The sequence below is a fragment of the Nocardia sp. NPDC023733 genome (assembly GCF_040639775.1).
In the GTDB taxonomy this organism is placed as follows: Bacteria; Actinomycetota; Actinomycetes; order Mycobacteriales; family Mycobacteriaceae; genus Nocardia; species Nocardia rosealba.
The window spans coordinates 1769150-1782898 of record NZ_JBFAAN010000001.1; the positions used below are offsets into that span (position 1 = coordinate 1769150).

The following is a 13749-nucleotide window of genomic DNA, read 5'->3' on the forward strand; positions in this document are numbered from 1 at the left end:
ACGTCTACTCGATCAGGTTCGCGCTCTTCAACCACTCGTAGGCGACATCGGCCGGGTCTTCCCCGTCGATGTCCACGCGACCGTTGAGCTCACGCATCAGATCGTCGGTCAGGCGCTCGGAGATGGCGCCGAGCAGCGGACGAAGCTGCGGATGCGCCTCGATCACCGCACCACGCACCACAGCGGTCCCGCTGTAGGGCAGAAAGAACTTCTTGTCGTCTTCCAGCACCACCAGATTCAGGTTCTTCACCCGACCGTCAGTGGTGTAGACCATGCCGAACCGGCACGGCTCACCCTTGGCGGTCGCGGTGTAGACCACCCCCGCGTCCATCCTGGTGACATTGCCCGCGGGCACCCCGTTGGGATCGTTGTAGGGAATGCCGTACTTCGCCAGCATCGGAATGAAACCGTCCGAGCGACTGAAGAACTCGTCGTCGACACAGAATGTCCGCTCCGCCACCGGCAGCTGCGCCACCTCCGACAACGACCGCACTCCGAGCCGTTCGGCCGTCGGTGTCGAGGCCGCGAAAGCATAGGTGTCGTTGAAATTCGCAGGCGCCAACCACTCCAGATCGTGGTCGCGCTTCTCCACATCGTGTACCCGCTGCCACAACTCCTGCGGGTCGACGATCGTCTCGGTCTCGTTGTGGTAGTTCACCCACCCCGTACCCGTGTACTCCCACAGCACGTCCGCGTCGCCGTTGAGCTGCGCCTGCCGAGACGACGCCGACCCCGGCGCACCCGTCAGATCCGTGATCGACGCGCCCGCCGCGGCCAGATACGTGGCGGTGATCTTGCCCAGCAGCACACCCTCGGTGAAACTCTTCGACGTCACCGTCAGCTTCGCACCCTCGAGCGGCCGATCGCCACCGGGCAGGCTCGCGTCGTGGAACGTCCCCGACGAGCTCACCAGCCCACACCCGGTGAGCAGCGAAACACTCGCCACCAGCGCGCACACCAGCCGTCTCATGAGATACCTCGCGGGGTCGCGGCCAGCTCCACGAGCCGACCGAGCCAGTCGATGATCAAGGCGAGCAACCCGACGAGCACCGCACCGGAGATGAGCAATTTCGGCAGGAACAAGGTGACGCCGGTCGTGATGAGCGTCCCGAGACTGGTCGCACCGATGAACGTGCTCAAGGTCGCGGTACCGACCAGGATCACCAGCGCCGTGCGCACCCCGTTCAGGATCACCGGCACCGCGAGTGGTAACTCCACCTGCACCAATGTCCGCAGCCCGGAGAACCCGATCCCCCGCGACGCCTCGATCGTGCGCTGATCCACCTGCCGCAACCCGACGATCGTGTTCTGCAGAATCGGCAGGATCGCGTAGACCACCAAACCGACCACCGCCGTGCGGAACCCGGTCCCCAACCAGAACGTGAAGAGCACGAGCAGACCCACCGCCGGGGCGGCCTGCCCGATATTGGCGATGTTCACCGCCAACGGCTCGAGCCTGCGCAACGCAGGCCGGGTCAGCGCGATGCCGAGCGGAATCGCGACCACGACCACGATCAGCGTCGCCACCACGGTGAGCCGCACGTGTTCGACGATCGTCGTCCGCAGATTCGCCCAGCCCAGCGACGCCTGCTCGGTCGCGGTGAACGTCGACGCCCGGTACCACAGCAGGTACCCGATGCCGATCACCGCGATGATCAGCGGTTCGAACCACACGTCGATCGGCAACGCGCGCAGCCGCTTCACGCCGGATCACCCGGCCCCGGCTCGGCGGCGACCACCGGTGTCGGCGTCGGGTCCGACCCGTCGACGTAGGTCTCGTAGGAGGTCTCGGCATTGTGCGCCTCGGCCAGCTTGGTCTGGATCACGTCGGTCACCGCACCGATACTGAGCGAACCGACCACCCGCCCCCGCCCGTCGGTCACCAACGTGGCGCCCTGGCTCGCCGCGAGCATCGCATCGAGGGCGTCGTTGAGCGTGGAAGACTGCGCGACCACCGGCAACCGCCGATCCAGGTAGTCCGACACCTCCGGCTTGCTCGACACCTCACGCAGCGACGGCCACGAACGGGGCCGCCCCGCCGAATCGACCACGACCACCCAGGTATGGCCGGCACGGGTCGCGCGGCCGATCACCTCTTTGGCAGGCTCACCGATCCGCGCGGTCGTCACCGGATCGACCTCCACATCACCCACCCGGGACACCGTCAGGTACGCCAGTTTCGCGCCCGATCCGACGAACTCCTCCACGAACGGTGTCGCCGGATCGGTGAGGATCTCCTCGGGCCGCGCGTACTGCTCCACATGGCCGCCCTCGGACAGGATCAGCACCCGGTCACCGAGCTTGGTCGCCTCCTCGAAATCGTGGGTGACGACGACGATGGTCTTACCCAGCTCGTGCTGGATCGCGATCAGGCTGTCCTGCAGGCGAACCCGCGTGATCGGGTCGACGGCACCGAACGGTTCGTCCATCAGCAGCACCGGCGGATCCGCGGCCAGCGCCCGTGCCACACCCACACGCTGCTGCTGGCCGCCGGACATGTCCTTGGGCAGCCGGTCGGCGAAGGTCGCCGAGTCCAAACCCACCAGATCCAGCAGATATTCGGTGCGCTCGGCGATGCGCTTCTTGTCCCAGCCGAGCACCCGGGGAATCGCCCCGATGTTCTTGGCCACCGACCAGTGCGGGAACAACCCACCGGACTGGATGACGTAACCGATGGACTGACGGAGCTTGTCCGGGTCCTCCCTGGTCACATCGCGTCCACCGATGAAGATCCGGCCCTCCGTCGGCTCGATCAACCGGTTGATCATCTTCAGGGTCGTCGTCTTCCCGCATCCCGACGGCCCGACGAACGCGACGATCTCGCCCGCCTCGATCTCGAGGTCCAGCCGCTCGACGGCCGGCTTGTCCTGCCCCTTGTACCGTTTCACGACCGAGTCGAGGACGATGGACGCGCCGGTCACGTCACGTTCGGACGGGGTGGTCACCGTGGTCATGAGAGCCCCTTGGCAATGGTGAGTCGTCCGAGCAGGACGAGGAGCGCGTCGAACACCAACGCGACGACAACGATGAGAATGGTTCCGGTGAGCGCCATTTCGAGCGCGTTCGCACCGCCGAGCCGCGACAGCCCGTTGAAGATGAGCGACCCGAGTCCCGGACCGAGCACATAGGCGACGATGGCGGCGACGCCCACGATCATCTGCGTGGACACCCTGATGCCGGTGAGGATTACCGGCCAGGCGATCGGCAACTCGACGGTGAGCAGAATCCGCCACCGCGACAACCCGATCCCCCGCGCCGACTCCACCACCGAGGCAGGCACCGAGCGCAGGCCGACGATCGCATTGCCGATCACCGGCAGCGCCGCGAAGAACGCCAGCATCAGAAACGACGGAACGACACCGAGCCCGAACGGCACGAGCAGCAGGGCCAACAGCGCCAGCGACGGAATCGTCAACGCCACCCGGCTCGACGTGAGCGTCAATGCCGACGCCAGCGGCAGCCGGTACACCGCCACCGCGATCAGCACCGCGACCACGGTTCCCACCAGCACGGTCTGGAAAGCCAGCGACGCGTGCTGATAGGTGAGAAAGGTCAGCACCTCGCCCCGACCCTGGACATAGCTCCACAAATTCACGGCATTCCCATCGTCGGGCTGGACCGATTCGCGCGCGATCGCCGGATATACCTGCGGTCGCAGACTAACCGATACCGCTCGCTCGACGGCGGATTCGCGTCAGGCCGCACGGTGTGACGCAGTGACATAGTCGCGCGCGTCGCCCGCGATCACCGTGCTCGCCCGCCCGTCGACACCGACCGGAACCGGCCCGCCGAGCGTTATCCGGGTGAGCCTGCGGCGGGCGCCGTCGTAATCGTCCACGGCGTAGTGCTGGGTGGCCCGGTTGTCCCAGATCGCGACATCACCGAGCGACCAATCCCAGCGTGTCGTGTGCTCGAGGCGCGTCACCCGATCCTGGAACAGCCGGAACAACGCCCGCGATTCGCTACTGGAAAGGCCGACGATCTCCTTCACGAAGCAACCGAGCAGCAGGGCACGCTCGCCGGTCTCCGGGTGCACCTCCACCACCGGATGCTCGGTCTCGAAATACGTCGACTCGAATTCGCGCCGATACGCGCGTTCGAAATCATCGGATCGGTCCACGACGTCGGCCGCGTAGTCGTAACGATTGGTGTGCCTGGCGCGCAGATTCTCCGCGAGCAATTTCAGCGAGGCAGGCAGTGAGTTGTACGCCGCGACGGTGGACGCCCAGGTGGTCGTGCCGCCGTACTCGGGCAGCGTCACCGCCCGCAGGATCGAGGCCTTCGGTACCCGGTCGACGAACGTGACATCGGTGTGCCACACATTCGATCTGGTCTGATGCGAGTCGATCGCCAGGCTCTTCGCCCCCGCCGAGGTCACCGTGGGGTGCGGGGTGGTCGGCGTACCGAGGAGCTCGGCGAATTCGTACTGCCCGTCCTCGCTCAGATGCTCCTGACCACGGAAGAAGATCACCTTGTGTTCGGCGAGCGCGGCGCGAATGGTGTCGACCGAACGCACGTCGAGGTCACCACCGAGGCGGATGCCGTCGACGCGGGCACCGATGTGGGCGCCGAGCTTCACCACACGCACGGCGTCGGCTGGAACAGACATTCGAGGGCCTTTCGATCGAACCTGCGCGAACAGGACCTACGAAACCAGTCGGCGGATACAGCGAACAGCATTCTGTTCATGCTGAGCCGAAGGTGGCTTGCGCCCCTCTCGTCCTGAGAAGGCCGGCGTAGCCGGTCGTTTTGTTAGGACAGTAGGGTGGTTCATAAATAGATGCGCATATCTCGCTATCGGCATGTTATTACCGAACCCAAGCCTGGTCCGAGGCGTGCACCGCTCCGGCAAGCACATCGACCGTCGGCCTCGGCCGCCCGAATCAACTTGCCTCCCAGACGAATAGATCGGGGCCGCGATAACCACTCCCCTCCCCCACCGCATGACTGGCAGGATCGGGACGTGACTACCGCCAACCTGACCCGCTCCGAGACCGCCGCGCGATCCGCCACGGTCACCGTGCGTGACTACCGTGTCGAACTCGATCTGTCCGGCGCACCCGACCACACTCGCCCGGGGTTCACCACCACGACGACGGTCACCTTCGACGCTACGGCGAACGAGACGTGGCTCGATTTCATCGGTCTCGCAGTCGAATCAGTCACCGTGAACGGCCAGGAGGTGGCGGTCGACTACGACGGCGCACGGATTGCCGTGACCGGGCTGTCGGCATCGAACGTCGTCGTTGTGCGGGCTGTCGGGGAGTACAGCCGGTCGGGTGAGGGTCTGCACCGGTTCCTCGATCCGGTCGACGGCAACACCTACCTCTACACCCAGTACGAGCCGGCAGACGCGCGCCGGGTTTTCGCCTGCTTCGAGCAGCCCGATATGAAGGCGCCGTTCACCTTTGCCGTCACGGCACCCGACCGCTGGGAGGTGGTGTCGAACCGGCCCGCCGATACCGTGACGGTCGACGGCTCGAATCAGACGGTGGCGTTCTCACCGACCCTGCCGATTTCCACCTACATCACCGCGGTCGCAGCCGGTCCATATCACCGCGTCGAATCCTCCTGGAGCCGTGGGGAACTCACGATCCCGCTCGGTGTCCTGTGCCGCGCGTCGCTGGCTCACCACCTGGACGCGGACACAATTCTCGAGGTGACCCACCAGGGGCTCGACTTCTTCGCCGAACATTTCGCCTACCCGTACGCGTGGGGCAAGTACGACCAGGTGTTCGTACCCGAATACAACCTCGGCGCCATGGAGAACCCGGGGCTGGTCACCTTCACGGAGGCCTACGTGTTTCGTGGTGCGGCGACAGCGGCGCAGTACGAGGGCCGTGCGAACACGATCCTGCACGAGATGGCGCACATGTGGTTCGGCGATCTCGTCACCATGGTGTGGTGGGACGACCTGTGGCTCAAGGAGTCCTTCGCCGACTACATGGGCGCGCTGGCCAGCGCGGAGGCCACCGAGTGGACCGACGCCTGGGTGGCGTTCGCCAACCGCCGTAAGGCGTGGGCATATCTGCAGGATCAGTTGCCGACCACGCATCCGATCGTCGCCGACATCACCGATCTCGAGGCGGCCAAACTCAATTTCGACGGCATCACCTACGCCAAGGGCGCGAGCGTGCTCAAGCAGCTCGTCGCCTATGTCGGCCGGGAGGCGTTCTTCGCGGGCTCGCGCCGCTATTTCCGGGCCCACGCGTTCGGCAACACGACACTGGACGACCTGCTGACGGAGTTGTCCGCCGAGTCCGGCCGTGACCTGAACGAGTGGGCGCGGGCCTGGTTGCAGACGACCGGCGTCTCCACCGTGACCCTCGACGACGGTCACATCGTGCAGACCGACCCGCGTCCGCACCGGCTCGCGATCGGTCTCTACGACTTCGACGCCGACGGCGGCCTCGTCCGCCGTGACCGGGTGGAAGTCGATATCGTCGAGGCACGCACTCCCGTCACCCTCTCCCCCGCTCCCCTGCGGCTGCTCAACGACGGCGATCTCACCTATGCGAAGGTGCGTCTCGACGCCGATTCCCTGGAAACCGTGCAGCGATCACTCGACCGTGTGGTCGATCCGCTGGCGCGCGGGCTGATCTGGTCGGCCCTGTGGAATGCCACGCGCGACGGCGAGCTCGCCGTCGGCCGCTACCTGACCATGGCCCGCGACTTCGCCCCCACCGAGTCCAACATGGCGCTGCTCACGGCGGTGCTCGCGAACGCCTCCTTCGCCATCGGCAACTACCTGCCGACCGCCGAGCGCGACAGGTGGCGACGGGAATGGCTCGAATCATGCTGGACGGCAATGTATTCCGCTGCGCCTGGTTCCGGCGAGCAGCTGGCGTTCGCCCGCGCGACCGCGGCCGCCGCCACCGCCGATGCGGCACGGACCGCCGATATCCGTGCCCTGTTGCTCGGCGAAACTCCCGCTCCGAAGGGCTTGGCCCTCGACCCTGATCTGCGGTGGGCCTTCTGGACGGCGCTGGCCGCGACCGGCGCCGCGACCGCCGACGACCTGGACGCCGAACTCACCCGCGACGACACCGCCTCGGGCCGCACTGCCCACCTACACGCGCTGGCCGCCCGCCCGGACCGGGACGTGAAAGCCGCCGCGTGGACGCGCATCTTCGACGACACCGCGCTCACCAACGACCACCTCGACGCTGTGATCGACGGCTTCCGCGCAGGCGAGCGCCGCGATCTGATCGGCTCCTACGACGACGAGTACTTCACCCGACTGCGCCCGACCTGGGAGCAGCGCAGCATCGAGCTCGCCCGCCGCATCGTCGTCGGTCTCTTTCCCGCCACTGATTCCCTGGCAGCGGTGGACAACTGGCTCGCGACGAACACCGACGCCCCCGCCGCCCTGCGCCGCCTGGTCGTCGAGCAACGCGATCATCTCGCCCGCGCACTGCGGGTCCGCAACCTCGGGTGAGATCGACCGTCGGGATTGCCGTGTGGCCGAACCCGCCCGCGCAGCGAAGTCGTCGGTATACGGCACAGCTAGCCGTCGAGGAACTGGTCGGCGTTGGCTTTCAACCAATCGCGGAAGGTGGTGGCCGGGCGGCCGGTGATGTCCTGGACGCTGGTGATCGGGAGGGAATCGGTCGGCGGGCTGTAGCCGAGCAGGACGTTGTCGACGTACCACTCGGTGTTGTCGCCCATGCTCGGCGCGAGAGCGGCAATGGTTTCGGCCCGATCGGAGCGGAGGAAGGTGATCTCGCGGCCGATGGCGTCGGCGATCTGGGCGACCTGCTCGGCGCGGGTGAGGACTTCGGGTCCTGCCAGTGGGTAGGCACGCCCGAGGTGGTCGTCGTCGAGCAGGGCGGTAGCGGCTACCGCGGCGATATCGTCCATCGCGACGGGTGCGGTGGCCATCTCGGGTCGAGGTTCGCGAACCGTACTCGTCGCGCGGATCTGCTGGGACCAGCTGACGCTGTTCTCCATGAAGTCGGCGGGCCACAGATGCGTCCACGCCAGCCCGCTTTCCTCGACGGCGTTGCTCACGGTTCCCCACCAGCTGTCGGGTTCGCCGGACAGATCGACGATGTGGCGGACGCCGGCCGCTGCCGCGCGCTCGAGTACCTCGCCGACAACTTCGGGTGCCGGGGCAAGATAGATCCGGTCCACGCCGTCGAATACCCCGTCCAGGCTGTCCGGCTTACGCAGATTGCCGCGCACCGGCACCACCCCGGCGGGCAGCGCCGCCCGGTCCGGATTCACCGTCAACGCCCGGATATCGGAGACCCCGCGCGCGACCAGTTGGTCCACGACCTTGCGTCCGACACTGCCCGTTGCTCCTGTCACCAGGATCGTCATGACGTTCCTTCCGCTCGATTCCCTGAATCCTCATCCTGCCGAGAAAATCCGGATCCGGCATATAGGAATTTCGACGGCATAGCGAAACCTACGGTGTCGCAATCTCATTCGGTGAATGCGTCCATTCGGTGATGTTTTTCCGGTATGACCGCTGGTGGGTTCACATCCGGTGGGGACAGTGTGAAGATGATCTCGGGCCGAGATCCGGTCCGGCAGAGGATGTTCCGCCGGACTCCGGCGGGCAGACTGGAGGGGCAAGATGAAGAAATTCTGCGCGGTCGCTGTCCTCGCGGTCGGGGCCGTAGGCCTCACCGCCACCACCAACGCTCACGCCGCACCGACGGCGGCCCCGGTCGTCCAGGGCACCGAGAACGGGGTGGCGTTCACCGCGGGCCCCTCGGCCGACGGTGCAGGGCTCACCACCTCGGTGGTCGACGGCACCTTCACCCTCGCGGGCGGCACCGTGACCCTTACCGATCGCGAGGGCCGTGCGGTCGCGTCCATTCCGACCCGAATCGCCTCGACCGCGGGCACCTTCGACCTGGCAGCGGCGATCGCGGCCGACGGCCGCTCGCTCACCCTGACTCCGGTGGGCGCACCGGCCGCCGTCACCGCCAATACGGCCGAGTTCGTCGACGAGGCCGCCGAGACCCAGGCCCGTAAGCAGCACAATGCGGGGATCGGCGCGCTCATCGGCGCCGGAATCGGTGCTGTTCTCGGCTTCTTCCTCGGCGGTGTCGGTGCGCTGGTGACCATCCCGATCGGTGCGGGCATCGGCGCGCTGATCGGCTACTCGACGCCGTAGCGAGGCGGTGGTGGCCGGCCGGCGGGTCGGCCACCACGCTCAGCGGCGCAGTTCCTGCGCCTTCGACTTCACTCCCTGCACGAGCAGCCGCCACGCGCCCGGATCACCTTGCAGCACCGCGCGTCCCAGGTCCTTGACCTGGTCGGCGGTCGCGTGCGGCGGCAGGGGCGGCACCTCCGGATCGCAGCGGATGTCGAGCAGCACCGGGCGATCCGCCGCCAGCGCACGGTCCCAGGCCGGGCCGATGTCCTCGGACCTGTCCACGCTGATGCCGACCATGCCCGCGCAGCGCGCGATATCGGCGTAGGAGACGTCCGGAAGTGTTTGCGATTCCTCGAATTTCGGCGCACCACCCATGGCGCGAAGTTCCCAGGTGACCATATTGAGGTCGTTGTTGTGGAACACGCACACGATCAGCCGCTGATCGGGCCACAGATCCTGGTAGCGCTGGATGGTGAGCAGTTCGTTCAGGCCGTTCATCTGCATGGCACCGTCACCGACGATGGCGATCACCGGCCGGTTCGGGTGCGCGAATTTCGCGCCGATCGCGTACGGCACGCCCGCGCCCATGCTCGCCAGCGTGCCCGACAGCGATCCCCGCATGGTGCCGCGCATGCGAAGGCAACGGGCGTACCAGGTGGTGGAGGAACCCGAGTCGGCGGTGACGATCGCGTCGTCGGGGATGCGCTGCGAGAGTTCCCACACGATCCGCATGGGATTGGCCGGTTCGGCATCGAGCATCGACTGGTTCTCCACGGTCTGCCACCACTGCGCCACATTCGCTTCGACCGTCTCGCGCCAGGAGCGGTCGTCCTTGCGATGTAGCAGTGGAATGAGCTGGCGCAGTGTGGCTTTCGCATCGCCGACCAGGTTCACCTCGGTCGGGTACCGCATTCCGATCAGGGCACCGTCGAGGTCGATCTGCACCGCGCGGGCCTGATCGTATTCGGGCAGGAACTGGCTGTAGGGGAAGTTGGAGCCGACGATGAGCAGGGTGTCGCAGTCGCGCATCAGTTCGTAGCTGGGGCGGGTGCCGAGCAAGCCGATCGAGCCGGTGACGAACGGCAATTCGTCGCTGAGTACGTCTTTGCCGAGCAGTGCCTTGGCGATGCCCGCACCGGTCAGTTCCGCGATCTCGAGTACCTCGTCCGCCGCGTCGCGCGCACCCTGCCCGATCAGCATGGCCACCTTGGTGCCCGCATCGAGCACGGCCGCCGCCCGTTCCAGCTCGGATCGCACCGGTACCGAGCTGGTCAGCGGTGCGCTCGGTGGGCTGGACGGCACCTCCTTGAAGGCATGCGCGGGTGGTTCGTAGGGTTCCTCCTGCAGATCGGCCGGAATGATGACCGCTGTCGGCGCGCGGCGGGCGAGGGCAGTGCGAAATGCTCGATCCAGGGCGTTGGGCAGCTGGTCGGCGACATTGACCTCGACCAGGTATTCGGATGCCACGTCCTTGAACAGCGCCTGCAGATCGACTTCCTGCTGATAGTTGCCGCCCATGGCGCTGCGCGCGGTCTGCCCGACGATCGCCACCACCGGCACGTGGTCGAGCTTGGCGTCGTAGAGACCGTTGAGCAGATGGATGGCGCCGGGGCCCGACGTCGCCGCGCATACGCCGACCCGGCCGCTGAACTTGGCATAACCCACCGCCTGGAACGCCGACATCTCCTCGTGCCTGCTCTGCACGAAACGCGGTGTGTTGTCGGCCCGTCCGAAGGCGGCGATCAGGCCGTTGATGCCGTCGCCGGGGTATCCGAAGACCTGTTCGACGCCCCATTCCCGCAGTCGGCGCAGCAAGTAGTCGCCCACCTGTTCCGACATGGTTCTCCTGTCCTCGTCAGTCGGGCCACGTTCCGGTGAGCGACTTGTAGCCCGTGGCGCCTGCCCGGTCGACGGCGGCTTTCACGAGGCCGAAGATGGCGCCCTGGAGCGCGGCTGCCAGCAGCACTTCCCGCCAGGTCGCGTTGCGGGTGGTCGAGGTCGGCGGATCGCCACCGTCGGCCACCGCACCCCAGACCCGATTGAACACCGCGCTCGCGGCGATCCCGCCGACCACGCCGACGACCATGCCGAGCGGTTTGTACAGCGTCTTCATGCGCGCCGCCGCCGGGCGAGGAACCAGACCAGCAGCGCGGCGAACACCGCGGCCGCCGCGACCGGAACCTGGGGTTTGCGGGCGGCCAGGTCCGCGGCCTGCCTGCCTCGGTCGACCACGGGGTCGGGGACCGAGGACTCGACCTTGCCGACCACCTGTCCCGCTTTGTCCCGGGCCTTGTCGGCGGTGTAGAGCGCCTGGTATTTGGCGTCGGTGACGCGGTGTTTGGCCGCTTCGGTCGTCTCGTGGACCTTGTCCTTGGTGCGGGCGGGGACGTCGAATTTGTCGGTCAGCTCGGCGACGGTCTCGCCGAGCTCCCGGCGGGCCTGGTCACGGTCCCGGCGCAATGCCTCCGGGTCGTCGGTCATCGTCTGCTCCCGTCCTTGATGATGTCGATGTCGTCCTTGATGCCGTGCACGGCTTCCTGCGGTACGGGCGGGGCGGCCGAACTGACGTTCTTCTTCCCGACGAGCGCCAGGATCGCGCCGATCACGAGCAGTGCGGCGCCGACGATCAGCGCCGCCGCCCATTCGGGCAGTACCAGCGCCAGCGCGAAGATCGCCGCGACGGTCAGCGCGATGCCGCCGTAGAACGCGACGAGTCCACCCGCTCCGGCGATACCGGCTCCGCGGGCGATTCCTTTTGTGCGGTCCTGCATTTCGACGCGGGCCAGCTGCAGTTCGTCGCGCACCAGGCGGGTGATCTGTTTCGTGGCGTCGTCGACGAGTTCGGCGACCGACCGGGTGTGCTGCGTGGGCGGGCCGGTCTGCGTGTGCGCCATCGCGTTACCTCCTGTCCGGGTTCTCCCGATCGTGGGCCGCTTACCCGGCACCGGAGCCGGTAAACAGTGGTTGTCGGACCCTGCTGACAGACTCTTCGCATGCGGTGGGCGGTGGTGGAGACGGGTGACGGTGGCGCTCGCCTGTGCCCGCTCGACCAGGACGGGCATCCGGCCGGTCCGGTGGTCACGGAGCCGTCGCTGGTCGAGGCGATCCGCGCACGTCCGCGCGTGGGGCGGTGGGTGTGGCGGTCCACCGCCGAGATCTACCGGCCGCTGCTCGCCGCCGGCGTGCGCGTGGAACGCTGCTACGACGTGCAGGCGGCCGAGGCATTGCTGATCGGGCACGAGCAGGGGCAATCCGGTCAGCCTCGGTCGTTGGCGGCGGCTTGGGCGCGGTTGCGGAACCTGCCCGTCCCACCCGACGCACCCGCGCGGAGCGCCGAGACGCAACCCTCGCTGTTCGATTCGGGTCCGGTGCCGTTGCCGCCCGGCACCGACGAGCTCACCGCGCTGGTCGAGGTGTACGCGGGACAGCTCGCAAGGACCGAGCGGACCGAACATCCCGATCGAATGCGCTTGCTGATCGCAGCGGAATCGGCGGGCATGCTGGTGGCCAGCGAGATGTCGCGCGCCGGCATTCCCTGGCGAGCCGACGTGCACCGCGAACTGCTCGACACCATGCTCGGTGAACGTTTCCCCGGTGGGGCGGAACCCCGGCGGATGGCAGAACTCGCCGACGAAGTGTCGCGCGCCTTCGGCACCCGTGTGCGGCCCGATCTTCCCCAGGACATCATCCGGGCGTTCGCGCGGGCGGGAGTCGCACTGTCCTCCACGCGCAAATGGGAATTGCAGCGCGTCGACCATCCGGCTGTCGCACCCCTGCTGACGTACAAGACGCTCTACCGCCTGCACACCGCGCACGGTTGGGCCTGGCTCGAGCAGTGGGTGCACGGTGGCCGATTCCGGCCCGAGTATCTGCCGGGTGGAACGGTGTCGGGCCGATGGACAACCAATGGTGGTGGCGCCCTGCAGATTCCGAAGGTGATCCGGCAGGCGATCCGCGCCGATCCCGGTTGGTGTCTGGTCGTGGCCGACGCCGATCAGATGGAGCCGCGCGTGCTGGCCGCCATCTCCCGTGATCGCGGCCTGATGGAGGTGGCCGGTCGCGGCGAGGACCTGTACGCGGATCTGGCGGCGCGTGGTTTCGGTGGCGACCGGGCCCAGGCCAAGCTCGCGCTGCTCGGCGCCATCTACGGCCAGACCTCCGGCGACGCGCTCACCCATCTCGCCGGTCTGCGGCGCCGATATCCGGCCGCGGTGGCCTATGTGGACGACGCGGCCTACGCCGGGGAAGAGGGTCGGCTGGTCCGTACCTGGTTGGGCCGGACCTGCCCGCCGGTGTCGGCCACTCCGGAAGAGGTCGATGTGCCACCTGCCGAGCGCAGCGGTTCGGCGGCGCGCGCCAGGGGCCGTTTCACCCGCAATTTCGTGGTGCAGGGCAGCGCGGCCGACTGGGCCCTGCTCGTGCTGGCCGCGTTACGGCAGGCGATCGCGCAGATGCGCGCCGAGCTGGTGTTCTTCCAGCACGACGAGGTGATCGTGCACTGCCCAGCCGAGGAGGCGCCGGTGGTGGCCGAGGCGATCGCGGCGGCGGCCGACCTCGCGGGCAGGCTCACGTTCGGGGAGACTCCGGTGCGGTTCCCCTTCACCACGGCGGTGGTGCAGTGCTACGGGGATGCCAAATAG

13 protein-coding genes are annotated in these 13749 nt (G+C 67.5%); 3 read left to right on the forward strand and 10 right to left on the reverse strand.

Annotation, left to right across the window (positions count from 1 at the left end; translation table 11 throughout):
- Positions 1-4: 4 nt before the first annotated feature.
- The 5 genes from AB0F86_RS08150 to AB0F86_RS08170 form a co-directional block, all read right to left on the reverse strand.
- Positions 5-970 (reverse strand): glycine betaine ABC transporter substrate-binding protein, encoded by a 966-nt coding sequence (locus AB0F86_RS08150; protein WP_181697149.1) that lies wholly within the window; start codon positions 968-970, stop codon positions 5-7.
- Positions 967-1704 (reverse strand): ABC transporter permease, encoded by a 738-nt coding sequence (locus AB0F86_RS08155; protein ID WP_181697148.1) that lies wholly within the window; start codon positions 1702-1704, stop codon positions 967-969. Before AB0F86_RS08155 ends, AB0F86_RS08150 begins: the two co-directional genes overlap by 4 nt.
- Positions 1701-2954, reverse strand: coding sequence for an ATP-binding cassette domain-containing protein (locus tag AB0F86_RS08160; protein ID WP_181697147.1), 1254 nt, complete (start codon positions 2952-2954; stop codon positions 1701-1703). The genes AB0F86_RS08155 and AB0F86_RS08160 overlap by 4 nt, the downstream gene beginning before the upstream one ends.
- Positions 2951-3595: an ABC transporter permease gene (locus AB0F86_RS08165; protein WP_181697146.1), complete on the reverse strand. Its 645-nt coding sequence runs from the start codon at positions 3593-3595 to the stop codon at positions 2951-2953. The genes AB0F86_RS08160 and AB0F86_RS08165 overlap by 4 nt, the downstream gene beginning before the upstream one ends.
- Before the next feature lie 99 nt (positions 3596-3694).
- On the reverse strand, positions 3695-4609 hold the full coding sequence (locus AB0F86_RS08170) for a TauD/TfdA family dioxygenase (protein ID WP_356982877.1): 915 nt from the start codon (positions 4607-4609) through the stop codon (positions 3695-3697).
- Positions 4610-4963: 354 nt separating this feature from the next.
- Here AB0F86_RS08170 and pepN point away from each other — a divergent pair, with 354 nt between their 5' ends.
- Positions 4964-7438 carry an aminopeptidase N gene (pepN, locus tag AB0F86_RS08175; protein ID WP_356982878.1) on the forward strand — a complete coding sequence of 825 codons (2475 nt, stop codon included), beginning with the start codon at positions 4964-4966 and terminating at the stop codon, positions 7436-7438.
- Between the two features lie 68 nt (positions 7439-7506).
- On the opposite strand, the gene AB0F86_RS08180 is transcribed toward pepN, so the two are convergent.
- Entirely contained in the window at positions 7507-8322 is an 816-nt protein-coding gene (locus AB0F86_RS08180; RefSeq protein WP_356982879.1) for an NAD(P)H-binding protein, read from the reverse strand.
- Between the two features lie 259 nt (positions 8323-8581).
- Between AB0F86_RS08180 and AB0F86_RS08185 the strand changes: the two genes are divergently transcribed.
- Positions 8582-9127, forward strand: coding sequence for a hypothetical protein (locus AB0F86_RS08185; protein WP_225279806.1), 546 nt, complete (start codon positions 8582-8584; stop codon positions 9125-9127).
- Positions 9128-9166: 39 nt separating this feature from the next.
- Here the strand turns inward: AB0F86_RS08185 and AB0F86_RS08190 are convergent, their stop codons facing one another.
- From AB0F86_RS08190 to AB0F86_RS08205, 4 genes are read right to left on the reverse strand one after another with little or no spacing between them, the layout of a single operon-like run.
- Positions 9167-10948 (reverse strand): thiamine pyrophosphate-requiring protein, encoded by a 1782-nt coding sequence (locus AB0F86_RS08190; protein ID WP_356982881.1) that lies wholly within the window; start codon positions 10946-10948, stop codon positions 9167-9169.
- A 16-nt stretch (positions 10949-10964) separates the two neighbouring features.
- Positions 10965-11222 carry a DUF4235 domain-containing protein gene (locus tag AB0F86_RS08195; RefSeq protein ID WP_225279804.1) on the reverse strand — a complete coding sequence of 86 codons (258 nt, stop codon included), beginning with the start codon at positions 11220-11222 and terminating at the stop codon, positions 10965-10967.
- On the reverse strand, positions 11219-11590 hold the full coding sequence (locus AB0F86_RS08200; protein ID WP_225279803.1) for a DUF3618 domain-containing protein: 372 nt from the start codon (positions 11588-11590) through the stop codon (positions 11219-11221). Before AB0F86_RS08200 ends, AB0F86_RS08195 begins: the two co-directional genes overlap by 4 nt.
- Positions 11587-12003, reverse strand: a complete 417-nt coding sequence (locus tag AB0F86_RS08205) for a phage holin family protein (protein ID WP_356982883.1) — start codon at positions 12001-12003, stop codon at positions 11587-11589. The genes AB0F86_RS08200 and AB0F86_RS08205 overlap by 4 nt, the downstream gene beginning before the upstream one ends.
- A gap of 99 nt (positions 12004-12102) precedes the next feature.
- Here AB0F86_RS08205 and AB0F86_RS08210 point away from each other — a divergent pair, with 99 nt between their 5' ends.
- Entirely contained in the window at positions 12103-13749 is a 1647-nt protein-coding gene (locus AB0F86_RS08210; protein ID WP_356982884.1) for a bifunctional 3'-5' exonuclease/DNA polymerase, read from the forward strand.

Excerpts from the sequence above, each read along its gene's own strand:
- AB0F86_RS08150 (WP_181697149.1), bottom strand. The coding sequence starts at position 970 with ATGAGACGGCTGGTGTGCGCGCTGGTGGCGAGTGTTTCGCTGCTCACC.
- AB0F86_RS08160 (WP_181697147.1), bottom strand. The coding sequence starts at position 2,954 with ATGACCACGGTGACCACCCCGTCCGAACGTGACGTGACCGGCGCGTCC.
- AB0F86_RS08170 (WP_356982877.1), bottom strand. The coding sequence starts at position 4,609 with ATGTCTGTTCCAGCCGACGCCGTGCGTGTGGTGAAGCTCGGCGCCCAC.
- AB0F86_RS08180 (WP_356982879.1), bottom strand. The coding sequence starts at position 8,322 with ATGACGATCCTGGTGACAGGAGCAACGGGCAGTGTCGGACGCAAGGTC.
- AB0F86_RS08185 (WP_225279806.1), top strand. The coding sequence starts at position 8,582 with ATGAAGAAATTCTGCGCGGTCGCTGTCCTCGCGGTCGGGGCCGTAGGC.
- AB0F86_RS08190 (WP_356982881.1), bottom strand. The coding sequence starts at position 10,948 with ATGTCGGAACAGGTGGGCGACTACTTGCTGCGCCGACTGCGGGAATGG.
- AB0F86_RS08195 (WP_225279804.1), bottom strand. The coding sequence starts at position 11,222 with ATGAAGACGCTGTACAAACCGCTCGGCATGGTCGTCGGCGTGGTCGGC.
- AB0F86_RS08200 (WP_225279803.1), bottom strand. The coding sequence starts at position 11,590 with ATGACCGACGACCCGGAGGCATTGCGCCGGGACCGTGACCAGGCCCGC.
- AB0F86_RS08205 (WP_356982883.1), bottom strand. The coding sequence starts at position 12,003 with ATGGCGCACACGCAGACCGGCCCGCCCACGCAGCACACCCGGTCGGTC.
- AB0F86_RS08210 (WP_356982884.1), top strand. The coding sequence starts at position 12,103 with ATGCGGTGGGCGGTGGTGGAGACGGGTGACGGTGGCGCTCGCCTGTGC.